This is a genomic window from Albibacterium sp. (assembly GCF_035514885.1).
GTDB lineage: Bacteria > Bacteroidota > Bacteroidia > Sphingobacteriales > Sphingobacteriaceae > Albibacterium.
Genome location: NZ_DATJCH010000005.1, coordinates 188,871 through 213,543, shown reverse-complemented (window position 1 = coordinate 213,543; position 24,673 = coordinate 188,871). Strand labels below are relative to the sequence as shown.

Genomic DNA, 24,673 nt, shown 5'->3' with positions numbered 1-24,673 from the left:
TGAAAGTATTATTTTATTTCTCACTAATAAGTATCAATTAATTAAAGAAAAAAAGCGAATCATAATTGATCCGCTTTCTTATAAATAATAACTAAAAGATCGCCAATAAGCAACAAGGGCTATTCAACGAATATTGAAGAGGATTTTTAAGTCCTATTGAATACCCAATTTAGTCTTAACTAAAGCTGTAATATTTTCTCCGCCATCAAAATAAACTATTGCTTGATTTTGTGTATCAAAAACATAAGCAAATCCTTGTTCTTTAGCGACAGCTTTAATTGCAGTTTCAGCTTTATCTAAAATAGGTTTATAAAGCTCTTCACGCTTTTGAGTAAGGTCAGTTTGGGCTTTCTGATCTGCTTCATTGATTCTTTGCTCCATAGTTTGAATTTCTTGGTTTAATGCTTCAAGTTCTGGGCCTAATGCAGCTTGATTTTCTTCAGTAAGAGTTTTGTACTTCTCTTGAAATGTCACGATTTTTGCTTGGCGCTCTTTATCCATTGCCTCTAATTCAGTCAATTTTGTTTGACGGAATGTTTCAAATGCAGCATCAGCTGTTTTGACTTCAGGCATAGCTTGTAAAATCTCACCGGAGTTAATATGTCCTAATTTCTGTTGAGCATTGGCAACTCCAGCTGAGAAGAAAATTACGGCAACTATAGCGATTGCTTTTATTAAATTTTTCATTTCTAATTTGTTCTTTTTATTGTTATTTATTCTAGTTTATATCTCGTTTATAAAAATCGTTTTAATTTAAGAAATCTTTTCTATGATTATCCCACAAAAATAGTTAAGATAATCATAGAAATTATTTAAAATCCTCCAATATTTTGCTGGATACTAAAAGTAACATTCTGTCGCCACTGACTTTCTGCTACTCCAGGAATTGGATCAAACCCATATCCATAATCTATACCTAACATGCCAAAAATAGGTAGATATACACGAGCGCCAACACCCAATGTACGACGAACTTGGAAAGGATTAAAATCCTTAAAATTATTCCAAGTATTACCTGCTTCACCAAATACCATACCGAATGCAGTAGCCTGATCAGTTACCATAATCGGATAACGAAGTTCTAATTGATATTTAGTATAAATGGGGCTTCCTGAATTTTGCGCAACTCTAGGATCTGATCCTTCAGGGATTATATATCCATTAGCATAACCACGCATAGCAATAATTTCTGATCCTTGGATAAAATCAAAACCCTGCATTCCATCTCCCCCTAATTTAAAACGTTCAAATGCGGGTTGTCCAGTTGCACTACTATAAGTTCCTAAGAAACCAAATTGAGCTTGTGCTTTTAATACCAACTTTCCAGCAATTCTTTGAAACCACTGAGAGTCAAATTTCCACTTATGATATTCCGTAAACTTATAGCGCTCCTCGTCAGATGCTGTTAAATAATTTGTTTTATTAAACAATGAATAAGGAGGAGTTGCTTGAATCGTGAACTTAATATTAGTTCCCGAAGTTGGGTAAATTAATGCATCTAATGAATTCCGACTTATTTCCTGTGTTAAATTGAAATTATAAGAAGTTCCAGTTTCAAATAAATAACCTCTCCAATTTTGGAGTTTATATTGTTGAATATTAGCAGCATAATTTAATCTAAAATAATTATCAGGCCAATTCAATCGCTTTCCTAAACTGATTGTAAATCCGTTCATTCTAATACGTTGCATTTCTTCATCAGGAACGGTTTGCTTTCCTGTCCATGGATTATATCCATAAGATGATGATGAAGTAAATGCACTTACACCAAAATAGATTGGCTTTTTACCTCCTAGCCATGGCTCAGAGAACGAAAAACTATACGATTGATATTGTTTGCCATTTGTTTGACCTCGAAGACTCAATTTCTGCCCATCTCCTCTTGGAAGTGGTTTCCAAGCACCTTTATCAAACAGTCTTCTGGTAGAAAAATTATTAAATGTTAATCCCAATGTACCTATAATTCGGTTCCCACCAAAACCTCCTGAAAGTTCAATTTGATCTGAAGGTTTTTCAACTACATTGTATTCCATATCTACTGTTCCTTCTAATTGATTTGGAATTGGAACCGGATTTGTTTTTGTTTCATCAAAATTACCTAACTGTGCAATAGTTTGCACGGTACGCATAACCAAATCCTTTGAGAACTTCTGTCCTGGCTTATTGGCAATTTCTCTCAAAATCACCCGATCATTTGTTACATCATTTCCTTTAACGCTTATCTTACTAACTGTATATTGTGGACCCTCATACATACGAAGTTCTACATCAATGGTATCCCCGTATATTTTAGTTTGAACTGGATCAACGCTAAATGTTAAATATCCATCATTCAAGTATAAAGATGAAACGTCTGCTCCAGACCGGGATGGCCCGTAAAGTTTTACAAGCAATTTATCCTCACTAAAGACATCACCCTTCTTAATACCCAAAACTGTATTTAAAACTGTATCATTATATTTAGCATTCCCAGACCAACTAATATCTCCATAGTAATATCTTGGTCCTTCATATATTTCAATATCTATATCAACTCGTTTATTACTTACTTGACGTACAGTGTCAGATATGATTTCAGCATCACGATATCCTTCTTCATGAATTTTAGTAATTAAATTAGTCTTAGCTTCATCGTATTTTTCATTATTAAACTTACCAGAACCCCAAATCCTCCACCATGCTTTTTGTTTCGTCTTCTTCATAAATTTGCGAAGTTTACTATCAGAAAAAACACTGTTTCCCTCAATGTTGATCCGATTTACTTTCACCTTACTTTGGCGATCAACATCTACCACTAAGATTTGATTATTTACTTCAGTGGTGTCATTTACCTGAGACATTTTAATTTCAGGATAAAGGTATCCTTTTTCAGCAAGGTATCTTTCGATTGTATTTTGGGTTGTACTCAGAAGATTTTCATTAACAATTTTACCAGTATTTCCACCTACTCGTTCCTGAACATCCTTAATCTGCGATTTATTTAAACCTGTTATATCAATTCTTGTTAATCTTGGCCGTTCAACTACAGCAATATCAAGATAAATCGAATCGCCTTGAATTGATTTTACATTAATAGCTACATCATCAAACAAGCCCTGAAGCCAAAGATTCTTTATAGCGTTAGAGATAACTTCACCAGGAACTTCAATACGATTACCCACATTCAATTTAGATATTGTTATTAAAACATCATTATCTAAATATTGAGTTCCACTCACTTCAACTCCACCAATAATATATTCTTGTGGTCTTATGTAACTGAACTCATCATCCTGACTTAAAGAGTTTCCATTATTGATATTCCCAGATTGGATTTGGCCTAAAGAAACACCGCTTCCAAGTAAAATCAAACAAAATGTAAAAAGTAGTTGCTTCATTGATATAATTTAACGCTGCTAAAGTAGCGCAAACAGTTGTTAATTTTTGTTAAAATATTATTTTGCAAAAAAAGTGGAAATAATCCACAATATTGCATTTTTCAAGGGATATCTTTTTTAAGAGAGCTGTTCACTTATAAGTCCGAACCTTCTTTCCCTCTTTTGATAGGCTATTATAGCCTCATAGAAATCATTTTTGTTAAATTCAGGCCATAATTTATCAACAAAATATAATTCAGAATATGCTAGTTGCCATAATAGAAAATTACTGATTCGCTGCTCTCCACTTGTTCTGATCATTAATTCCGGGTCAGGCATATTTGCGGTCTCCAGATTACTAGAAACAACATCCTGATCTATTTGCTCAATACTTAACTTTCCATCACATACTTGCTTAACAATTCTTTTAGTAGCATCAGCTATCTCTTGTCTAGAACTATAACTTAATGCTAGAGTTAACGTACAATTCGTATTGTTTGAAGTCAGGTCGATTGCTTTGGATAGTTGTTTAAAACAAGCTTCAGGTAATTGTTTCAAATCTCCTATTGCATTTAACCTCACACCATTCTTCATTAAGGTTTGAGTTTCTTTATTAATTGCAGATACTAAAATCTCCATTAGAGCAATTACTTCAAGCTTAGGTCGCTTCCAGTTTTCCGTTGAAAACGCATATAATGTAAGATATGAAACACCTATTTCAACAGCTGCTTCAACAACTTGGCGAACAGAATCTACCCCTTTACTATGTCCAAACACTCGTAATTTTCCTCTTTCCTTTGCCCATCGGCCATTACCATCCATAATAATAGCAATGTGTTTCGGTAATTTATTTAGATCTATCTGTTCTTTTAGTTCCATTTATAATTTGATTACCAATTTATTTATAAATTAAGATAAAATTTTATCAGAAAGCTTTTTTCTAGAGATATTTTTTTGGAATTAAAAGCCAAAGGTAAGTAGAATGTTATAAATTTATGAAGATTTAATAGTTTCTTGTATCTAACCCCCATAATAACTTCTGTCGAAGCGTAGAGAAGAAACTTTCTCCTTTCAATCTAATGAGATTAATATTAAAATCAGCTCTCGTGATTTTAAGCTTTACACTCGTCTTCAAATCACATGTTCGAGAATCACATGACAGTAAAAAACTATCACTACGACTATCGATTTCAATAGTTAATTCGTCTTTATCAGATATAACAAGTGGTCTTACATTTAAATTATGAGGTGAAACAGGCGTTATAACAAAATTACCAGACCCTGGCAAAATGATTGGTCCACCACAACTCAAAGAATAAGCAGTTGACCCTGTAGGGGTTGCAAATATTATTCCATCTGCCCAATACGCATTCAGAATCTCACCATTCAAATAAACATTGACTGTAATCATCGCTGACGAATCCCTTTTTAGTACAGTAACATCATTTAATGCAAATCTATCACCATTAAACAAGTCTATGCCATGGGCTTCAACAGATAAAAGAGTTCTTTTCTCAATACTATACTCTTTATTTAGTAAAAGCTCTAAAGCTTGATCGACATGATTCTTATTTATACTTGCTAAAAAACCTAATCTACCTAAGTTTATTCCGGTTATTGGAATTTTTGAATCACGTAATATGGAAACAGCCGAAAGCATCGTTCCATCTCCTCCTAAGCTTAACATAAAATCTATATCAGAAGGTAGTTCAAATCTATCTTTATACGTACTTCGCAAACCACAGTCCATAAAAATGGACAGAAAAGAATCGAACTCTTTATATACCCAGATTTCCACATTCTTACTTTTCAACAATTCGAAAAGCTGTTCAACATATGGAATTACTGCTTTCTGAAATTCAATACCGTAAATTGCAACTTTCATTTATTTCTGAGGGGTCTTGACAATACATAACTGTCTATTTTAGACAGCTATAATTACATATTTAAATAATTAAGAAGCTGTTCATATCTATCACGCGAAGTATCATAAACCCGAACCTCGTTAAACGTAGCCTTCACGTCATAATCATATCTTAGAAATGACGCTACGATAGATGCAATATCTGTTCTATTAAGTTTCAGAGTAATCTCCATCCTTGTTGAGTCCGGAAAAGATCGAGCATAGGAACTCAAAATTTGAGCATTATCCGATTCGACAATCTGTGCAATTTGAGATAACGAGTTATCACGGTTATTTACTTCAAGAATGATAATCCCGCCAGGTTCATCGGAGGCGATAATCATTGCAACTTTATTAAGAATATCATGTATGGTAATACATCCAACATAATATTGTTTTTCATCAATAACAGGCAATAAATCTAATTGATGAAGATAAAATAGACGCACTACATCATATATATGTTGGTTTTCATACACATAAATTAACTCATGAGGCAGATCTTTAAGTTTAGAATCATCCTTTCTTTCAATAGCTGAGATAACATCATCTTCATGTATTAGACCAACCAATTGATTATACCGAATAAGAGGTAAATGCTCAATCCGATATTCATGCATACGATTTATCAATGTCCGTAAGCTGTCGGAAGTTTTAGCAGGATAGATAGAATCTGATATTATTTCTTTTGCAGTCACCGTCGTATTCTTTATAGATTAAACGATTTATATTGCATTTAGTTTAATTTACTTAAATATTCCTTTAATACAATATTAAACTCTACAGGTTGTTCCATCATTGGAGCATGTCCACATTTATCAATCCAGTGTAATTCTGAATTTGGTAATAATGTATTAAACTGTTCAGCTACATCTGGGGGTGTTACCTTATCTTGTTTTCCCCATATGATACAAACAGGGATTTTTATCTTAGGTAGATCTTTCGCCATATTATGGCGGATAGCTGATTTAGCATTCGCTAAAATGCGAATAACTCTCTCACGATTATTTACTGTAGAAAAAACCTCATCGACAAGTTCTTCACTAGCTGTAGCAGGGTCGTAAAAAGTAAACTGAACTTTTTCTTTTATATAATCATAATTACCACGTTTAGGGAAAGATCCTCCAAATGCGTTTTCGTATAAACCAGAACTTCCTGCTAATACCAACGCTTTAACATTCTCCTGATTCGATGCAACATACATCAATCCTACATGTCCTCCTAAAGAATTCCCAACTATAACGAAATCTTTAAGTTTCATATGCGTCACAAACTTCTTCAAAAATTTGGACAGGCTTTTTACACCCGTAGTTAGAATTGGCATTTCATAAATTGGCAACATTGGAATGATTACTCGATAGCTATCTTTAAATTGATTAACTACATACTCCCAATTACTTAATGCACCCATTAATCCATGAAGTAATACTATTACCTCTCCCGCTCCCTCATCAACGTATTTAAAACCTTTATCTTCTTTTATGGTAAAATCCATAGAATATCTTTAACTAGTTTGTTATTTCTCCTTAGGCTACATTTCAAATGAGTGCCCAATTTTTTCTAAATGTAATAAAATTGGTTAAATTTATTGTTGTTTATTAAGGTATCAGTACTTCTTTAACAATTTCCGAGATGGTCTTTCCATCGGCTTTACCGGCAAGTATTTTATTTGACATACCCATAACCTTACCCATATCTTTTATACTGGTAAAGCCGTTTTCTTTAACAACTGAAAGAATTATTTTTCTGATTTCATCTTTATCTAATTGTTGTGGCAAGTAACTTTCAATAACATCCTGCTCTTCCTTCTCAATTGCATATAAATCAGGGCGATTCTGTTGCTGATAGATTTCTGCAGACTCCTTGCGCTGCTTAATAAGACGTTGTAAGACCTTTATTTCAGACTCTTCATTAAATACGCCTGCATTCTTTTCTGTTTCAGCCACCAAAATTGCTGATTTTATAGCACGAAGACCTCTTAATCGTGCTTGATCTTTTGCCAACATAGCTGTTTTTATATCTTGGTCAATTTGATTCTTTAGTGCCATATGAAATTAAATTATTAATAAACTCTTTACTTATTTTATATTGTACAATACCCTAATTCAAATTTTTATTAAAGGAAATACTATTAGCTTGATTGGTAGGCATAATTAGCATTTCATTAATATTTACATGTTGCGGTCGCGAAGCAACGTACCATGCAGCATCAGCAATGTCATTTGCCAATAATGGATCAAACCCATCATAAACCTTCTCTGCACGATGTGTATCACCTTTAAAACGAACTACTGAAAACTCTGTTTCCACTGCCCCTGGATGTAAAACTGTTACCTTCACAGAATAAGGCAACAATTCGACCCGCATTGATTTACTTAAAGCGTCTACAGCATGCTTTGTTGCACAATAAACGTTGCCATTGGGATATACTTCCTTTCCTGCAATTGAGCCAATATTAATTATATGACCAGACTCATTTTCCTTCATCCTTGGAATTACCACCTTACTTACATACAATAATCCCTTGATATTGGTATCGATCATTCTATCCCAATCATCAATTTCACCATTATAAATAGGCTCTAAACCTAAGCTCAAACCCGCATTGTTAATTAAAACATCAATTTGCTTCCAGTCTTCAGATAACATCTCCCAACTATTAATCACCTCTTCCTTATTCTGCACATCAACTTCCATTACCTGTACAACGATACCATAATCACTCGATAATCGTTTGGATAATTTTTCAAGCCGTTCATACCTACGCGCAGATAAAATAAGGTTATATCCATTCTTTGCGAAAATTTCCGCACAGGCTTGCCCAATTCCAGCACTGGCTCCTGTAATCATTGCTATTTTTGCCATATTCTGAAAAATATTATTTACAATTAAATAAATCTGCTTATCAAGCCGTCATTTAATTTTTTATTTAATTCCAATATATATCGTGCAAATACCAAAAGTTTGTGGCTTACATGAAACCTGTTTAAATCCGGCATTTAATAATAAGTCAGTGAAATCATTTCCATCTGGGAACTGGGCAATAGATTCAGGTAGATAAGAATAAGCTCTGCTATCTTTAGAAAATAGTTTCCCTATTTGGGGTAAAATATTTTTAGAATAAAATGTATACAGTTGCTTGATTGGGAATCCTCTCGGTTTAGAAAACTCTAGAATCACTACCTGGCCACCCGGACGGATAACCCGACAAATATCGTCTAAACCTTGTTGCAGATTTTCAAAATTCCGAACGCCAAAAGCTACTGTAACTGCATCAAATGTACCATCTGAGAAACTCAACCTTTCAGAATCTCCCAACTGAACTTCGAAACAATCCGACAATTTACGGTCCGCTATTTTATCTCTTGCTATAGCCAACATGCCTTCTGAAATATCAACACCAACAACCTTTCTTGGCTTCAAAAGCCGGATAGCCTCTAAAGCAAAGTCACCAGTTCCTGTTGCTACATCTAACAAAAGCTGAGGCTTTAATGTTTTTAATGTATGAATAGCTTTCCTCCTCCATATTTTATCAATCCCAAAAGATAAAACACGATTCAGAAAGTCGTATTTTCTTGAGATATTATTAAACATATCAGCAACCTGTTGCTTCTTGCTTATATTTTCTTTCTCGTACGGTGTAATAGTTTTTGACATTGTTAAACGCAAATATACAAAGCTGAATCCATAAAAACTTATAAACAAAAGCGTGATTTCATGTAACTGATTGAACATTCAATTTCTCATATTAATGTTTTAACTTTGCATTATGAATGTTAAAAGCGCTGAATTTCTATGTAGCAATACAAGAACCGACAAATTACCTGAACTTAATTTACCTGAATACGCTTTTATTGGCCGCTCTAATGTTGGTAAATCCTCGCTTATAAATGCGCTAACTAATAAAAAGAATTTAGCAAAAACCTCTCAAACTCCCGGAAAAACCCAATTAATAAACCACTTCTTAATTAATAACGATTGGTATTTGGTTGATTTACCAGGATATGGATATGCAAAAACCTCTCGCTCAAACCGGACTGAATGGGAAAAATTTATTCGTAAATACTTACGTGTACGTGAAAATCTCCAATGTCTATTCGTGCTAATTGATAGTCGTCTTGAGCCTCAGAAGATTGATTTAGAATTTTGTCAATGGCTTGGAGAGAACGGGATTCCTTTTTTACTTATTTTTACGAAAGCAGATAAACAGTCAAATCTAAAATCCACTCAAAATATTTCTAAATTTAAAAAAGCGCTATTGGAATGGTTCGAAGAAGTACCTGAGACATTTCTTACTTCTGCAGAAACAAATATAGGTTGCTCTGACGTTTTAAGTGCTATTAACGTTATTAATAATAACTTTCAGTCCTAGTCGAAACATTGTTTTCTTTAAGATATGAAAAAATACTTTTCATTAGTACTCTTTGCACATAGCATTTTTGCTCTTCCATTTGCTATCATAGGTTTCTTTTTAGCCACTTATATAACAGATGCAAGTTTTACACTGCCTATCTTTATCCTAATGCTTTGTTGCATGGTTTTTGCCCGAAATGCTGCTATGGCCTTTAATAGATACCTTGATCGAGATATCGATGCAATGAACCCACGTACAGCAATGCGAGATATCCCAGCTGGAAAAATTTCAGCATCTCAAGCTCTAACTTTCACGCTCCTAAACTGTATGCTATTTATAGCGGCAACGTGGTTTATTAATCCACTTTGTTTCTATCTTTCACCAATTGCCTTAGCTGTTATTTTAGGTTATAGCTACACTAAAAAATTCACAGCTTTATGTCATATTGTTTTAGGAATTGGGTTAGGACTAGCACCTCTAGGTGCTTACCTTGCTGTAACCGGAACATTTAATATTGTACCTATTTTCTTTTCTCTAGCGGTTATCTTTTGGGTTAGTGGCTTCGATATCATCTATGCCCTACAAGACGAAGAATTTGATAAAGATCATAAATTGAATTCCATCCCTACTTTTTTCGGAAAAAAGAATGCCTTACATATCTCTGAAACTTTCCATGGACTATCCGTAATATTCATCACTCTACCTGTATTCTATATAGATCTGGGATGGCTATATTATATAGGCGTGTTATTTTATATCTCGCTATTAATTTATCAGCATATAATTATTAGCCCCTCAGACTTAAGACGGGTAAATAGAGCCTTTATGACCACGAACGGAATAGCCTCTGTCATTTTCGCTTTATTTTTTCTATTGGATATCTGGCTTTAAAGATTTAAAGAATGAAAAACTTGACACTAAAAAAAAAGAAAAGAAATTTTGCGAAACAAAATCTTCAAATTGTTTGGGAAGAGCTGCATCCACTGTTTCTTGATCTGCTAAATCGACCTATCCATTCATTAAGCGAACTTGAGAAATGGATGCAAAATCGCAGCGAACTAGAAGCAATTATAGAAGAAGACGCAGCTTGGCGTTATATTAGGATGACCTGTAATACGGCAGACGAAAAACTTCTTCGCGACTTTCAATATTTTGCAACTGAAATTGAACCTAAGATAGCTCCCATTAATAATCAATTAAATAAAAAATTAATTGATTCCCCGTATGCTAAAGAACTTGATTCCAATAAGTATTTTATTTATCTACGAAGTGTTCAAAAGTCTCTTGACCTGTTTCGAGAAGAAAACATTCCTCTCCAAACAAAGATTCAATTAGAACAGCAAAAATATCAGTCAATTACAGGCTCCATGTCTGTTTTCTTGAATGAAAAAGAATATACCTTAGAGCAAGCAGCTGTTTTTCTAAAAGATATTGATAGATATATCCGGGAAACCACATGGACTGCAATTACTACCCGTAGGTTAGAAGATAAAACAAAGCTCAACGAATTATTTAACCAATTAATAATCTTAAGACACCAAGTTGCAAATAATGCTGATTTTAATAATTTCAGAGACTATATGTTTGAAGCGATGGGCCGTTTCGACTACTCTCCTGAGGATTGCTATCAATTTCATGACGCTATTGAGAAAACCGTGGTACCCATACTCTCTCTGGAAGCAAAAAGAAGAAAAGAGAAGCTTGGATTAGAAAGCTTAAAACCTTGGGATATGGATGTTGATCCTTCAGGCCATGCTCCTCTCAAACCTTTTATTGATGGAGAGGATTTAATACAAAAAACCCAGCTGTGTTTCCAAAAACTTGACAATTACATTGGTGAACGCATAGAAATAATGAAAGCCAATAATTTATTCGATTTAGAAAGCCGGAAAGGAAAAGCCCCTGGTGGATACAATTATCCATTATCTGAAAGCGGGGCGCCCTTTATTTTTATGAATTCTGCGAATACTTTCCGAGATCTTACTACCATGGTACATGAAGGTGGTCACGCTTTGCACACTTTTATCTCAGCAGATTTAGAACTTAATGATTTTAAACATTTACCAAGTGAGGTAGCAGAACTTGCCTCAATGTCAATGGAATTAATTTCTATGTCACATTGGAATATCTTTTTTGACAATGAAGAAGATTTAAAACGAGCCAAACGTGATCAGCTTGTTGATGTATTAAAAACGCTACCATGGGTTGCCACCGTAGATCAATTTCAACATTGGATCTACACTCATCCCAATCATACCGATTTAGAAAGAGAACAAGAATGGAAAAAGATATTTATAAGGTTCGGACATAGTTTTGCAAATTGGGATGAACACTCCGATGCTCTCAAAAACCTATGGCAAAAACAGCTTCATATTTTTGAAGTGCCTTTTTACTACATAGAATACGGAATGGCCCAGTTAGGAGCTATTGCTATATGGAAAAACTATATCGAAAATCCAGAGAAAGGCTTAAATAACTATCTAAATGCATTGAAACTTGGCTATACTAAAACCATTCCAGAAATATATCAAACAGCAGGCATTACTTTTAAGTTTAACAAAGAATACGTAAAAGAACTTGTGGATTTTGTTAAAATGGAACTTGATAAACTAAATTAATGGTTCGAATTAAAATTTTCAATGGCTCAGAATAAAAACAAAAAGTTTTTAATCATATTAATGCTTGGCTTATTATCAGCAATTGGCCCGTTTTCTATTGATATGTACCTGCCAGGTTTTAAAGCAATAGCTTTAGATCTACAAACAAATATTGAACATATTCAACTATCCTTAACTAGTTTCTTTATAGGAATTGCCGGTGGACAAATGATTTACGGACCGTTATTAGACCGCTTCGGAAGAAAATTTCCTTTATTAATAGGCCTATTAATTTATATTGGAGCTTCTATTGGCTGTGTTTTTATACAATCAGCAGATGGTTTGATTTTTCTTCGCTTTATTCAAGCCTTAGGAAGCTGCGCAGGAATGGTAGCCTCAAGAGCCATGGTTCGAGATTATTTCCCTCCTTCGGAAACTGCAAAGATATTCTCTATGTTAATGTTAGTAATTGGCATTTCACCAATATTAGCACCTACAATGGGAGGTTATATTATTGAGATTTGGGGTTGGCATTACATTTTCGTTTTTCTTACTGTATTGACGGTCTTAATATCTTTAGGTGTTATTTTCATACTTCCAAAAAGCAAACCTAACACTAATATTTCTTTACTCCCTACACCGATTATAAGAGGATTTTGGAAAGTTCTTAAAAATCCACAATTCCTTATATATTCCATAGCTGGCGGAACAGCATCTTCAGGCCTTTATGCCTACCTTTCCGGGTCACCCTTTGTCATGATGGAGATATATGGATTAAATGAAAAACAATACGGATGGATTTTTGCATTATTAGCTGCAGGATTAATTACAACCAGCCAATTAAACACCTTGATGCTAAAAAGATTTAGCAGTGAAATCATCTCAAAATATGCTTTAATGGTGCAAGCTACTGCTGGGTCTTTAATGTTAATTTTAGCACTCGTTAACTCCTTGACACTTTCAGGAATCGTTATCCTTATTTTTTGTTTCCTAGCTTGTCAAGGTTTTGTATTTCCGAATACTTCAGCTTTAGCACTAAATCCATTTTCTAAATCCGCGGGAAGTGCTTCAGCACTACTAGGTACTATCCAACTTTCTATTGGTGCAGTCGCATCTGTATTAGTAAGTATCGCCCATAACAGAACCAATATACCCATGATTACAATAATGGCTGCTTGTGCAATTTCAAGCTATTTGATTTTACTATTCATTCCTAAATCAAATAATAAACTCAAGGATTCTATTAATTAAAATCTTAATTAATTCTCAGAATATTTAACTTCGTATTTATGGTTAATTCAACAATTCGAACGAAAATTGAAACTTTAAGATCTGAGCTAAAAAAACACAATTATAACTATTATGTTTTAGCACAGCCAACCATTTCTGATTATGATTTCGACCAAAAGCTAAAAGAGCTTAACGAATTAGAGAACACTTATCCAGAATTTTATGATAAGAATTCACCAACTCAAAAAGTAGGTGGCGATATCACAAAAAGATTTGAGACAGTAGCCCATGCATGGCCAATGCTCTCTCTAAGTAATACTTATAATGAGCAAGAGTTAAAAGATTTTGACGATCGGGTAAGAAAAATCGTAGGTGAGAATATAGAATATATTTGCGAGCTCAAGTTTGATGGCTTATCAATAAGTATTCGTTACGAGAATGGAAAACTAATTCAGGCTATAACCAGAGGCGATGGTACCAGAGGTGATAATGTCACAAATAATGTCAAAACTATACGAAGTATTCCTCACCAACTAGAGAAAAACGATTATCCTGCTATCTTCGAAGTACGAGGTGAAATCTTTATGCATCGTGCTGCATTTCTTCGTTTAAATAATAACAGGACCGAATTAGGAGAGACTGCTTTTGCAAATCCACGAAATTTTGCGGCTGGGACAATTAAGTTACAAGATTCCGCAGAGGTAGCAAAACGTCCTCTCGATTGTTTCTTCTATTTTTTATACGCCAATAACCGGGACAAGCTATTCAAAACACATTCTGAAAGTTTACTAGCACTAAAAGAATGGGGCTTTCCAATAAGTGAATATTTTTCAACTTGTAAAAACATTGATGATGTTTTAAAATTCATCTCTTACTGGGAGGCAAACCGACACAAACTCAGTTTTGACATTGATGGTATCGTCATTAAAGTAAATAACTACATTCAGCAAGAAGATCTAGGATTTACAGCAAAATCTCCAAGATGGGCAATTTCATATAAATTTAAAGCTGAAGAAGTTCAAACAATATTAAATAAGGTTAGCTATCAAGTAGGACGCACAGGCGCTGTAACACCTGTTGCTAATTTAAAACCAGTTTTACTTGCTGGTACAACTGTAAAACGTGCAACACTACACAATGCCAATGAAATAAAGCGACTAGATTTACATGAGCATGATACAGTGATTATAGAAAAGGGCGGAGAAATCATCCCTAAAATTATAGCCGTTGATATCAGTAAGAGAAAATTAGATTCTTTACCCATTCAGTATCCAAGTTATTGTCCGGAATGTGAAAGTCTATTAGAACGAGAAGAAGGAGAAGCCATATATTACTGTCCGAACGACCAACACTGCCCTCCTCAAATTATTGGTGGGATACAACATTTTGCAAGCAAAAAGGCTATGGATATTAGCGGTTTAGGAAACGAGACTATTGAAGCTCTCTATAAAGCTGGTATTATAGAACATATTAGTGATCTATATACTTTAAATAGTCACTACGATCAACTAATAGAGATGGAAAGATTTGGTGAGAAATCAATCAATAATATGTTATCAGGCATTGAAAAATCGAAAGAGAAACCCTTTCATCGAGTTCTTTTCGGCTTAGGCATAAGACACATCGGAGCAACTATTGCAGAAAAGCTTACCGAACACTTTGAAGACATCGATTCGCTAATTTCAGCACCTTACGAAGAAATTATTGCAATACATGAGATTGGAGATCGCATTGCCGAAAGTTTAATTAATTACTTTAATAATTCAGAACATATTGGACAAATCACGCTTTTAAAGCAATCAGGTTTAAAATTCCAAACAGAAAAAATAGAAAAGCAATCAACTAGTATAAAACTAAATGGAAAAACTTTTTTAATATCTGGGGTTTTTGAAAATATAAGTCGGAATGAATTAACACAAATAATAGAAATTAATGGAGGAAAGATGTTAAGCGGAATTTCTGGAAATTTAGACTATTTAATTGCTGGAGAAAACATGGGTCCTTCCAAATTAATAAAGGCTCAAAAATTAAATATTAACATAATTTCTCAAGAAGAGTTATTTGAAATGATAAAATAGCCATATTTGTAAAAATAATAGGATAAAAAGAAGTTAATGAAAGCTCTTACTGGCTCTGGAGTTGCCTTGATCACTCCATTTAATGAAGACGACACCCTAGATATTCAATCATTAGATAAATTAATTGAATATCAAATATCAGGAGGAATAGACTACATTGTTGCCTTAGGTACAACTGGTGAAACTGCAACTCTGAACAAAAAGGAAAAACAAGAGATATTTAAAATTATAGCTGAAAAAGTAAATGGTAGGATTCCCTTAATTGCCGGAATTGGAGGGAACAACACGAAAGAAATTTTGGAAGAGCTTGATTATTTCGATCTAAGCGGATATTCAGCAATTCTATCAGTGAGTCCTTACTACAACCGCCCTACACAAGAAGGTTTATTTCAACATTATAAAGCTATAGCAGAGTCATCACCACTTCCTATAATACTCTATAATGTCCCTGGCAGAACTGGAAGTAATATACAACCCGAAACTACAATTCGGCTAGCAAATACTTTTAAAAATATAATTGGCATCAAAGAAGCTTCTGGCAATTTCCACCAATACACTATAATCATGAGAGATAAGCCTTCCAACTTTTTTCTCATTTCGGGAGATGACGCACTCTTACTTCCGATGGCAGCAGTTGGAGCATCCGGGGTTATCTCAGTTTTGGCAAACGCATTCCCTACCTATGTAAGTCGCTTAGCCAGCCTATGTAATGAAAATAATTTCGAAGAGGCGCGTAAAATCCATATCATGCTATCAAAGATTATAGATTTATGCTTTATAGAAGGGAATCCTGCAGGGATTAAAGCAATTCTTAAACAACTTGATATTTGTGGTGATAAAACCAGACTTCCTTTAACTTCTGTAAGTGACGAGACCAGAAGTATTATAATTAGAGAATTAAAGAATCTTTAGAAATTTCAATTAAATAAAAAAAGAGATTGGCTAAAGGTCAATCTCTTTTTTTATTAGCTTTTCCTATTTAGAGCCAGCATTTTTTGATTCCTGGATTTTCAAACGAAGATCTTGAGAAAGATTCTTCAATTCTTGAAGACCTTTTCTTACACGTGTACCAGCAGCACTGTTTCCTTTGTTAAAGAATTTATCTGCGTCAGATTCTAAACCTTCTAATAGGCTTTTTAACTCATTGAATTTCTCGATAGTTGCCATAATTAATTACTCCTTTTAATTTGTAAATTAAGTTAATATTAATATTAATCTAAAAGTAGAATCTTTTTTCGAAAAAAAAAACTAAATACACTATAAAATACATTAATAAGTGCATTTATAAAGCAAATAGAGCGAAAAACAAATGCATGCTAAGCTTTAAATCAGATTTTAACAAAGGGTAAATTAGGTGTGAACAAGATTCTGTTGCTTATAATAACCGTCCTTAAGTTTTTTGCCAATTTCTGTATACGCCTCAAGGGTCCGTTGTACGTCCTCCAATGAATGCATTGCGGTTGGAATTAACCTTAGTTCAATAAGTCCTTTAGGAATTACAGGATAAACAACGATTGAACAGAAAATACCATAATTCTCTCTTAAATCCATTGTCAAGGAAGTCGCTTCAGTTAAATCCCCTTTTAAAAAGACTGGTGTTATAACAGTATCTGTTGTACCAATATCAAATCCTCTCTCTCTTAAGCCCTTTTGCAATGTAGTTGCTATATTCCATAGTCTCTCGCGAAATTCTGGGTGACTCTTCAATAACTCAAGTCTCTTTCTTAAACCAACAACCATTGGTAGTGGTAAAGATTTTGCAAACGTTTGAGAACGCATATTATAACGAAGGAAAGTAACGATCTCCTCTTTTGATGCAACGAATGCACCAATACCCGCCATTGATTTAGCAAAGGTTCCAAAATAGATATCAACCGCATCATTGCAATTTTGTGCTTCATGCGTGCCAGCACCTGTTTCCCCCATTGTTCCAAACCCATGAGCATCGTCTACTAACATACGAAAAGGATATTCCTTCTTTAGCTCTCCAAGTTCTTTCAATTTACCCTGTGCTCCTGACATGCCAAAAACACCTTCCGTAATTAATAAAATCGACCCTCCGGTTTGTTCTATAAGCTTAGTGGCGCGTTCTAATTGTTTACGACAACTCTCTATATCATTATGCTGGTAAACGAAACGTTTACCCATATGTAGACGTACACCATCAATGATGCAAGCATGTGATTCTGCATCATAAACAATTACATCGTTTCGGTCTACCAAAGCATCAATAATTGATACCATACCTTGATATCCATAGTTTAATAAGAAGGCATCTTCCTTATTCACAAAGGCTGCTAAATCTTGTTCTAAAGCCTCATGATGATTGGAATTCCCAGACATCATCCTTGCACCCATTGGGTATGCCAACCCATAATCAATAGAGCCTTGAATATCTGCCTCTCGAACCTCTGGATGATTGGCTAATCCCAAATAATTATTCAAACTCCACACTAAATGCTCTTTTCCCCTAAATTTCATATGAGGACCAATCTCACCTTCTAATTTTGGAAAAGAGAAATACCCATGAGACCATTTATGATGTTGACCAAGCGGTCCAAGGTTGTTTGATATCTTTTCAAATAAATCCAAAGTATAGTTATTTTTTGTTAAAACAATATTAATAGATTTACAAATATAAGATTTTTTAATCATAAGACTAGGCAGTCCAATGAGGCATACTTCTATTAATATAAATGCTGTGCTAATCTACATTATCGTGTAAGAAGCTGTTATTCGGTCTTATACCACCCTCTTCATCATCCTTTGAAAGCGTAAATCTTGAGACATGTGATTCTGAAGAATGAACGACGTTATCTAAAGACATCTGTTTACGACGAAATGCTGGTTCACTTTCAATCTCTTGCAAACCACTGGCAGACCTTAACTTTATACCTAAATCTCTAAGACGCAAAATGCGCTCTTTTGCTTTTCTTAGCTGCTCTTCAACAGACTCTTCTGTGCGATTAGCATCTGGATTAGAAACAGACTTACTAGACGGAGTATCAGAATGCATTGTTTCTTGTCTATCCAATGACGCACTTTCCTCTGAAGTATATTCGTCTGTAAGCTTAAAATGAAACTCAGATTCACTTTGCTTTAAAACATACCCATCCTTAATATCTACTTCTTCCTCTTGCTCTACTTCTTCTTCCTCAATTAGGGTATGACGAACTATTGGTTCTTTAGCTTCATAATCAGCTTTTAAATTATTCGGTTTCTTTGAAAACGGACTAAATAAATCAATAGGTTGAACCTTTACTGTTTCCTGTTTTTCCACTTTCACGTCCACCTCAACAATGTTTTTATCCTTCAATTCTTGAGTTTGAGACGTCGTGTTCATTTGATTCACTGGACGAACCAGAGGAGCTTCTTCAAAAGGAATCTCGACACGTTTGTTCTGTTCTTCCTTTATTCGATCTTCGGAAGTCTGGAATCCAGTTGCAATAATTGTTACAGACAGATGATCCTCGAGTGATTCATCCACACAATTTCCCCAAATTAGATCAGCAGTCATTCCTGCCTGACCCTGAATATAGTCAGTAATAATCGTCACTTCATCCATTGTTACTTCTTTCTTACCAGAAGTTATATTCAATAGAATGTAACGAGCACCTTCTATTTCATTATCCTTTAATAAAGGTGAAGCTAAAGCACCCTCGACAGCTTTCTGTGCGCGATCTTCTCCTTCAGCTTTATCACTACCCATAATAGCTACTCCGCTATCATTCATTACAGTTTTAACATCTTTAAAATCAACGTTCACATAACCTGGGATAGTAATGATCTCAGCAATACCTTTGGCTGCAGTTGTTAAAATATCATCAGCCTTAGCGAAGGCAGCGCCCATTGTTAAATTACCAAAAATTTCCCTCAACCGATCATTCGAAATAACTAAATAAGAATCTACATATTTCTTTAATTCAGCCAGACCTTCCTCAGCTTGTAGACGTCTTCTCTTACCCTCAAAAGTAAAAGGAGTAGTCACAATGGCTACAGTTAAAATTCCTAGCTCTCTAGCAGCTTTCGCTAAAACCGGACTTGCTCCTGTTCCTGTTCCTCCACCCATTCCGGCAGTTATAAACAACATTTTAGTATTAACGCCCAGCATGCGTTTAATGTCTTCAATACTCTCTATGGCAGAGTTTTCGCCCACATCAGGATCAGAACCAGCACCCATACCTTCCGTTAAGCTAGTACCTAATTGAACTTTATTAGGTATCGGACTTAACTCAAGGGCTTGAGCATCGGTATTACAGATTATAAAATCTACTCCACTAATTCCTTGCTTATACATATGGTTAACAGCGTTACCACCTCCACCTCCAACACCAATTACTTTTATAATCGATGATTGCTCTTTGATCATTTCGAACTTTAATTCTGCCATATCAATTCCTTATTTAACTCTTGCTGAGCGATATAAATATTATTATTTTATTCAATTATTCTAATGTAATAATAAGGTTTTTCCACAAATGTTTTCCACAAATGTTCAAACTGTGGAAAAATTGATAAATGTGGAAAAACTACTTAGTATATTCCTTATCATCTACATTCACGTTGCTATCATCACTGATAAATTTAACTATTCGATCTAAAAAACCGAAACGAGAACGACCTCTTTCAGATATACCCACTACATCAAGTTTACCAGGTTTTTCTTTTGAATCAGAATTGTACTCAGCAGCTTCAATTCCTTTAATTAACAATCCAATTCCAGTAGCATAAAGCGGGCTCTTCAATTCATCAAAAACCTTCTTTGGTAATTCTTCATTTTTAGCCAAATGCTCATTTGGGAAACCAACACGACAATCCAATCCGGTTACATATTCAACTAGCTGAACCAAATGCTTCAATTGTGCACCACCACCAGTGATTACGATTCCGCCAATTAATTTACGCTCATATCCAGAAGATTTAATTTCATAATATACATGCTCAATGATTTCCTCCATTCTTGCCTGAATTATATAAGCAAGATTTTTCACTGAGATTTCCTTATGATCCCTTCCTCTTAAACCAGGTACACTTATAATCTCATTATCACGATTTTCATCTGCCAATGCTGAGCCAAACCTAATCTTCAAAAGTTCCGCTTGGTTTCTTAGAACAGAACAGCCTTGTTTAATATCCTCTGTTACAATATTTCCTCCTAAAGGAATTACGGCAGTGTGACGTATAATTCCTTCATGAAAAATTGCAACATCTGTTGTTCCCCCACCAATATCAACTAGTACCACACCTGCATCTTTCTCTGCTTCATCTAAAACAGCCTCAGATGATGCTAAAGGTTCTAATATCAACTCTTGAGCTTCTAGATTTGCTTTAGCTACACACTTCTGAATATTCTTTACTGCACTAACATGTCCAGATATAATATGAAAATTCGCCTCCATTCTTCTACCAGCCATACCAATAGGATCTTTAATTCCAGGCTCATTGTCAATAGTAAACTCTTGAGGTAAAACATGAATGATTTCTTCACCCGGAGGCAAAACTAATTTATACATATCTTCAACAAGTTGCTCGATATCTTTACGGTTTATCTCAGTATCATCCTTTCTTGTCAATATACCACGATGCTGCAAACTTTTGATATGTTGTCCGGCGATACCAACGTGAACAATATTTATATTCACATTCGACTGAACGCTAGCAGCCTCAACAGCTTGTGTTATGCTTGAAACTGTCTTCTGAATATTAGCAACCATGCCTCTATTAACTCCAGAAGATTCAGCATATCCTACGCCTAAAACTTCAATCTTATTGATTCCACTACGTCTGCCAACCGTAACACAGATCTTTGTAGTACCAATATCAAGTCCTACAACAATTGGAGTTTCAATACTGGTTGTAATTCTTTTTTCCATATCCCTATTAATTAATGCTGTTATTAAGTAAATTTTCCTTTTTAGTACATACTAGCTGATTTGCAAAACTTAAATCCACTGCTTTATAAACATCCCAACCAACTGTTGGGGCTATGTGTTTATAGAATAATAATAACTTATTGAATTTCGTTTGTAACGAATCTGCATTTCCCAAAATAATTTGTTGGTCTCCAACTCTTGGAACCATTTCTATCGCGCCATTTGCATTCACATACAACTGTTCTATCTGATCATCCCAAAGAGAATCAGCCTGTATAAACTCAGCAGTTCTAAAAATATCTGTTAGCAGTGACGTTTGAATACTATCTGCATTTGATCCAAATTCTTCAACTATATTGCCATTAGCTACTAAAACGTTAGGCGCATAATGCTTAGATAAAGGAAACTTAATGGCATTTTCATCTATATAAAAATCTTCCCCACGCACATTAATAACACGTAAAGTAGCCTCTCTTTGTTTAATATTTATAGTCATTACACCATTCATATCTACATTTACTCTAGCCTCTTCAATAAAAGGAATTGCTTGAAGATCACCTTCAATTTCATGAATAGGTAGTGTTGCCAACGTTTTCCCTAAAATCTCTCCATGTTCTTTCATCAATAATTGATCAATGTCTTCACGAATAACGAAAGATTGTTCACCCGGAATAACAATATGCAAATCACTACAAACCAAGCTATTGCTCTTAACAGATATAAAACCCATTAAAAAAATTAGCCCTCCTAAGCAACTAAGCCACAGGATACTCAAGAATATCCGCTTCCATCTTATATTTTTTATCCACCTAATCATTGGTTAAAATTTCTTTTATAGGTTTGACCAAACGATCAATATCTCCAGCTCCTACTGTTAATATAAGCTCTGGACGTTCTTCTTTAATATACTTGAGAGCACCATCCGGACTTAACAATACCTTATCCGATAACTCTATCTTATCAAGCAACCATTCTGATGATACACCATCAATAGGCATCTCCCTTGCTGGATATATAGGTAACAATATCAATTTACCAATTCCATCAGAACTTAAAACTTTAGCAAAGTCGTCTATAAAATCACGTGTTCTTGAAAATAAATGAGGTTGAAACAGAACAGTGAGTTTGTGATCCGGATAAATACTCTTTACAGCCTCAAAACAAGCTTCTAATTCTTTGGGATGATGGGCATAATCATCGATATATATTTCACGTTTATTTTTAACAATATACTGAAAACGGCGTTTTATTCCTTTAAAGCGTGCTAAAGCATGTTTAATTGCCTCATCTGGAACTCCGCATACCTTTGCTGCTGCTATTGCAGCTACTGCATTACCAACGTTATGCCTGCCAGGAATACCCAATTGAATATCCTTAATAGCGTCTTCTCCATTATGATAATCAAAATAAAAATCCCCTTCAATTATTCGAATATTAGAAGCATATATATCTGCACCCTCATCAATGTCATAATACCAGGTAGCAGGAAGATCCAAACCTTCACGGACTATGCGGGTTCCACCATCTTTAACTTGACCTATAAATAATCTAAAGGAATCAATAAGATGCTGATGATCGCCATAAATATCCAAATGATCAGCATCCATTGAAGTTACTACAGCAATATCTGGATGTAGCGTCAAAAATGAACGATCAAATTCATCCGCCTCAACGACCATAATATTACTTGAAGAAAACAGTACATTTGAATCGTAATTAATAGATATACCTCCTAAAAAAGCAGAGCAATCAAAACCACTATCTTGTAGAATATGAGCCACAAGTGTTGAAGTAGTTGTTTTTCCGTGAGTACCAGCAATAGCAATTGTAAACTTACTAGAACTTATAAAACCCAAAACCTCTGATCTTTTATGAAGGATATGCCCCGAATGCTTAAATGCCTGAACTATTTTTGAATCCTTCGGTACAGCAGGAGTGTATATTACAAGAGTTTCATCAACATTCTCTATAAATATAGAGGGAATAATATTTTCTGAATCTTCGAAAACAATACCAATACCTTCAGCAATTAGCTCGCTTGTCAAGATAGTTTCTGTCTTGTCATAACCACTGACCAAATAACCAAGGTGATGAAAATACCGGGCAAGTCCACTCATTCCGATACCACCGACACCTATTAGATAAACATTCTTAATTCGATCAATATTCATTTCTATTCAATTCTGCTAATTTTAACACTTCATTTGCTATCACATCATCTGCATTATAAACCGCCATTTTCATTATATTCAGAGCTAAATCTGTACAATGAACCTCGTTATTCAATAATTCTATTATTATATCTATTAAAAACTCCCGAGCACTATCATCTGTCACCACAACAGCAGCATTCTTATTAGCCAACGTTCTAGCATTTACAGACTGGTGGTCTTCTGCAACATTTGGAGAAGGAACTAATACTACAGGCTTTCCAACAACGCATAATTCTGCTATTGTTCCTGCCCCCGCTCTAGAGATAATTATATCCGCTGCCGCATACGCTAAATCCATCCGCTGCAAAAACGGAAATAATTTTATCTGACTTTCGTATGCTTCCGGAAGTTTATTTTTAAATGACTCGTAATAATAATTGCCACACTGCCATATCATTTGAATATCCCCGTCAATAATTTTATTAATCGCCTCAAATACACTATTATTTAAGGTCAAAGACCCTAAACTTCCTCCTATTAACAAAACTGTCTTTCTCCTTGCTGATAAATTAAAAAACTGTAAAGCTTCCTCTCGCTTTCCTTGTATATCAACAGATTCCTTACGTATTGGATTTCCCGTTACAAGTATTTTATCAGCAGGAAAGAACTTATCCATATTCTCGAATGCTACACAGATTTTATTTGCTTTCTTACTTAGCTTTTTATTAGTTATGCCTGCATAAGAATTCTGCTCCTGAATAACGTAGGGAATATTCTGATTTCCTGCGGCATAAAGAAGTGGACCAGATGCATAACCACCAACACCTACTGCAACATGTGGTTTAAAATCGCGTAAAATCTTATTTGCCTTTTTCAGACTACCTAATAGTTTAAAAGGCAAACTCCAATTCTTTAGCAAAGACTTTCTATTAAATCCTTGGATATCCAAACCGATAATTTTAAAACCAGCAGCAGGAACTTTTTCCATCTCCATTCGCCCTTGAGCTCCTACGAATAAAATCTCTGTATCAGGTGCAATCCTTTGTAAAGCACGCGCAATTGATACCGCCGGAAATATATGTCCGCCTGTTCCTCCACCACTGATTATTATTCTTTTGCCCGTTCCCAT

Annotated in this window: 22 protein-coding genes; 6 read left to right on the top strand and 16 right to left on the bottom strand. The window is 34.7% G+C overall.

The window, feature by feature from the left end; genetic code table 11:
• Window positions 1-153 precede the first annotated feature (153 nt).
• The 9 genes from VL047_RS01730 to ubiE all read right to left on the bottom strand — a co-directional run bounded on the left by VL047_RS01730 (window position 154) and on the right by ubiE (window position 8,916).
• Complete coding sequence (locus VL047_RS01730; protein ID WP_325357882.1) at window positions 154-687, bottom strand: OmpH family outer membrane protein; 534 nt, start codon at window positions 685-687, stop codon at window positions 154-156.
• Between the two features lie 125 nt (window positions 688-812).
• Window positions 813-3,377 carry a BamA/OMP85 family outer membrane protein gene (locus tag VL047_RS01725; protein ID WP_325357880.1) on the bottom strand — a complete coding sequence of 855 codons (2,565 nt, stop codon included), beginning with the start codon at window positions 3,375-3,377 and terminating at the stop codon, window positions 813-815.
• 117 nt (window positions 3,378-3,494) lie between these two features.
• Window positions 3,495-4,235, bottom strand: a complete 741-nt coding sequence (locus VL047_RS01720; RefSeq protein ID WP_325357878.1) for an isoprenyl transferase — start codon at window positions 4,233-4,235, stop codon at window positions 3,495-3,497.
• 124 nt (window positions 4,236-4,359) lie between these two features.
• Window positions 4,360-5,241, bottom strand: a complete 882-nt coding sequence (locus tag VL047_RS01715) for an NAD kinase (RefSeq protein WP_325357876.1) — start codon at window positions 5,239-5,241, stop codon at window positions 4,360-4,362.
• A gap of 53 nt (window positions 5,242-5,294) precedes the next feature.
• Window positions 5,295-5,957 (bottom strand): CBS domain-containing protein, encoded by a 663-nt coding sequence (locus VL047_RS01710; protein ID WP_325357874.1) that lies wholly within the window; start codon window positions 5,955-5,957, stop codon window positions 5,295-5,297.
• A gap of 38 nt (window positions 5,958-5,995) precedes the next feature.
• Window positions 5,996-6,754: an alpha/beta hydrolase gene (locus VL047_RS01705; protein WP_325357872.1), complete on the bottom strand. Its 759-nt coding sequence runs from the start codon at window positions 6,752-6,754 to the stop codon at window positions 5,996-5,998.
• Window positions 6,755-6,857: 103 nt separating this feature from the next.
• Window positions 6,858-7,307 (bottom strand): GatB/YqeY domain-containing protein, encoded by a 450-nt coding sequence (locus VL047_RS01700; RefSeq protein ID WP_325357870.1) that lies wholly within the window; start codon window positions 7,305-7,307, stop codon window positions 6,858-6,860.
• A gap of 52 nt (window positions 7,308-7,359) precedes the next feature.
• Window positions 7,360-8,124, bottom strand: a complete 765-nt coding sequence (locus VL047_RS01695; RefSeq protein WP_325357868.1) for an SDR family NAD(P)-dependent oxidoreductase — start codon at window positions 8,122-8,124, stop codon at window positions 7,360-7,362.
• A gap of 60 nt (window positions 8,125-8,184) precedes the next feature.
• Window positions 8,185-8,916 carry a bifunctional demethylmenaquinone methyltransferase/2-methoxy-6-polyprenyl-1,4-benzoquinol methylase UbiE gene (gene ubiE / locus VL047_RS01690; protein WP_325357866.1) on the bottom strand — a complete coding sequence of 244 codons (732 nt, stop codon included), beginning with the start codon at window positions 8,914-8,916 and terminating at the stop codon, window positions 8,185-8,187.
• Between the two features lie 112 nt (window positions 8,917-9,028).
• On the opposite strand from ubiE, the gene yihA reads away from it, so the two are divergent.
• The 6 genes from yihA to dapA are packed head-to-tail and all read left to right on the top strand — an operon-like array spanning window position 9,029 to window position 16,430.
• Entirely contained in the window at window positions 9,029-9,631 is a 603-nt protein-coding gene (yihA, locus tag VL047_RS01685; protein WP_325357863.1) for a ribosome biogenesis GTP-binding protein YihA/YsxC, read from the top strand.
• Between the two features lie 24 nt (window positions 9,632-9,655).
• Window positions 9,656-10,504, top strand: a complete 849-nt coding sequence (locus tag VL047_RS01680) for a UbiA-like polyprenyltransferase (RefSeq protein ID WP_325357861.1) — start codon at window positions 9,656-9,658, stop codon at window positions 10,502-10,504.
• 11 nt (window positions 10,505-10,515) lie between these two features.
• Entirely contained in the window at window positions 10,516-12,231 is a 1,716-nt protein-coding gene (locus tag VL047_RS01675) for a M3 family oligoendopeptidase (protein ID WP_325357859.1), read from the top strand.
• 21 nt (window positions 12,232-12,252) lie between these two features.
• Entirely contained in the window at window positions 12,253-13,461 is a 1,209-nt protein-coding gene (locus VL047_RS01670) for a multidrug effflux MFS transporter (RefSeq protein ID WP_325357857.1), read from the top strand.
• Window positions 13,462-13,499: 38 nt separating this feature from the next.
• Entirely contained in the window at window positions 13,500-15,518 is a 2,019-nt protein-coding gene (ligA, locus tag VL047_RS01665; protein WP_325357855.1) for an NAD-dependent DNA ligase LigA, read from the top strand.
• A 36-nt stretch (window positions 15,519-15,554) separates the two neighbouring features.
• Window positions 15,555-16,430 carry a 4-hydroxy-tetrahydrodipicolinate synthase gene (gene dapA / locus VL047_RS01660; protein ID WP_325357853.1) on the top strand — a complete coding sequence of 292 codons (876 nt, stop codon included), beginning with the start codon at window positions 15,555-15,557 and terminating at the stop codon, window positions 16,428-16,430.
• Window positions 16,431-16,493: 63 nt separating this feature from the next.
• On the opposite strand, the gene VL047_RS01655 is transcribed toward dapA, so the two are convergent.
• From VL047_RS01655 to murG, 7 genes are all read right to left on the bottom strand, one after another.
• Window positions 16,494-16,685 (bottom strand): histone H1, encoded by a 192-nt coding sequence (locus VL047_RS01655; RefSeq protein WP_132224593.1) that lies wholly within the window; start codon window positions 16,683-16,685, stop codon window positions 16,494-16,496.
• Window positions 16,686-16,868: 183 nt separating this feature from the next.
• A complete protein-coding gene (locus tag VL047_RS01650) occupies window positions 16,869-18,110 on the bottom strand; it encodes an aminotransferase class I/II-fold pyridoxal phosphate-dependent enzyme (protein WP_325357850.1) in 1,242 nt (413 codons plus the stop codon).
• A gap of 112 nt (window positions 18,111-18,222) precedes the next feature.
• Window positions 18,223-19,908 carry a cell division protein FtsZ gene (gene ftsZ, locus VL047_RS01645; RefSeq protein ID WP_325357848.1) on the bottom strand — a complete coding sequence of 562 codons (1,686 nt, stop codon included), beginning with the start codon at window positions 19,906-19,908 and terminating at the stop codon, window positions 18,223-18,225.
• Between the two features lie 139 nt (window positions 19,909-20,047).
• The gene (gene ftsA / locus VL047_RS01640; RefSeq protein ID WP_325357846.1) at window positions 20,048-21,391 is read right to left on the bottom strand and encodes a cell division protein FtsA; all 1,344 of its coding nucleotides are present in this window, start codon (window positions 21,389-21,391) and stop codon (window positions 20,048-20,050) included.
• A gap of 7 nt (window positions 21,392-21,398) precedes the next feature.
• Window positions 21,399-22,208 (bottom strand): cell division protein FtsQ, encoded by an 810-nt coding sequence (locus VL047_RS01635; protein ID WP_325357844.1) that lies wholly within the window; start codon window positions 22,206-22,208, stop codon window positions 21,399-21,401.
• Complete coding sequence (gene murC, locus VL047_RS01630; RefSeq protein WP_325357842.1) at window positions 22,201-23,562, bottom strand: UDP-N-acetylmuramate--L-alanine ligase; 1,362 nt, start codon at window positions 23,560-23,562, stop codon at window positions 22,201-22,203. Before murC ends, VL047_RS01635 begins: the two co-directional genes overlap by 8 nt.
• Window positions 23,552-24,673, bottom strand: coding sequence for an undecaprenyldiphospho-muramoylpentapeptide beta-N-acetylglucosaminyltransferase (gene murG / locus VL047_RS01625; protein WP_325357840.1), 1,122 nt, complete (start codon window positions 24,671-24,673; stop codon window positions 23,552-23,554). Before murG ends, murC begins: the two co-directional genes overlap by 11 nt.

What these genes read in the sequence shown, in the direction of transcription:
- VL047_RS01730 (WP_325357882.1), bottom strand. Translation starts at nt 687, where the DNA reads ATGAAAAATTTAATAAAAGCAATCGCTATAGTTGCCGTAATTTTCTTC.
- VL047_RS01725 (WP_325357880.1), bottom strand. Translation starts at nt 3,377, where the DNA reads ATGAAGCAACTACTTTTTACATTTTGTTTGATTTTACTTGGAAGCGGT.
- VL047_RS01720 (WP_325357878.1), bottom strand. Translation starts at nt 4,235, where the DNA reads ATGGAACTAAAAGAACAGATAGATCTAAATAAATTACCGAAACACATT.
- VL047_RS01715 (WP_325357876.1), bottom strand. Translation starts at nt 5,241, where the DNA reads ATGAAAGTTGCAATTTACGGTATTGAATTTCAGAAAGCAGTAATTCCA.
- VL047_RS01705 (WP_325357872.1), bottom strand. Translation starts at nt 6,754, where the DNA reads ATGGATTTTACCATAAAAGAAGATAAAGGTTTTAAATACGTTGATGAG.
- VL047_RS01700 (WP_325357870.1), bottom strand. Translation starts at nt 7,307, where the DNA reads ATGGCACTAAAGAATCAAATTGACCAAGATATAAAAACAGCTATGTTG.
- VL047_RS01695 (WP_325357868.1), bottom strand. Translation starts at nt 8,124, where the DNA reads ATGGCAAAAATAGCAATGATTACAGGAGCCAGTGCTGGAATTGGGCAA.
- ubiE (WP_325357866.1), bottom strand. Translation starts at nt 8,916, where the DNA reads ATGTCAAAAACTATTACACCGTACGAGAAAGAAAATATAAGCAAGAAG.
- yihA (WP_325357863.1), top strand. Translation starts at nt 9,029, where the DNA reads ATGAATGTTAAAAGCGCTGAATTTCTATGTAGCAATACAAGAACCGAC.
- VL047_RS01680 (WP_325357861.1), top strand. Translation starts at nt 9,656, where the DNA reads ATGAAAAAATACTTTTCATTAGTACTCTTTGCACATAGCATTTTTGCT.
- VL047_RS01675 (WP_325357859.1), top strand. Translation starts at nt 10,516, where the DNA reads ATGAAAAACTTGACACTAAAAAAAAAGAAAAGAAATTTTGCGAAACAA.
- VL047_RS01670 (WP_325357857.1), top strand. Translation starts at nt 12,253, where the DNA reads ATGGCTCAGAATAAAAACAAAAAGTTTTTAATCATATTAATGCTTGGC.
- ligA (WP_325357855.1), top strand. Translation starts at nt 13,500, where the DNA reads ATGGTTAATTCAACAATTCGAACGAAAATTGAAACTTTAAGATCTGAG.
- dapA (WP_325357853.1), top strand. Translation starts at nt 15,555, where the DNA reads ATGAAAGCTCTTACTGGCTCTGGAGTTGCCTTGATCACTCCATTTAAT.
- VL047_RS01655 (WP_132224593.1), bottom strand. Translation starts at nt 16,685, where the DNA reads ATGGCAACTATCGAGAAATTCAATGAGTTAAAAAGCCTATTAGAAGGT.
- ftsZ (WP_325357848.1), bottom strand. Translation starts at nt 19,908, where the DNA reads ATGGCAGAATTAAAGTTCGAAATGATCAAAGAGCAATCATCGATTATA.
- ftsA (WP_325357846.1), bottom strand. Translation starts at nt 21,391, where the DNA reads ATGGAAAAAAGAATTACAACCAGTATTGAAACTCCAATTGTTGTAGGA.
- VL047_RS01635 (WP_325357844.1), bottom strand. Translation starts at nt 22,208, where the DNA reads ATGATTAGGTGGATAAAAAATATAAGATGGAAGCGGATATTCTTGAGT.
- murC (WP_325357842.1), bottom strand. Translation starts at nt 23,562, where the DNA reads ATGAATATTGATCGAATTAAGAATGTTTATCTAATAGGTGTCGGTGGT.
- murG (WP_325357840.1), bottom strand. Translation starts at nt 24,673, where the DNA reads ATGGGAACGGGCAAAAGAATAATAATCAGTGGTGGAGGAACAGGCGGA.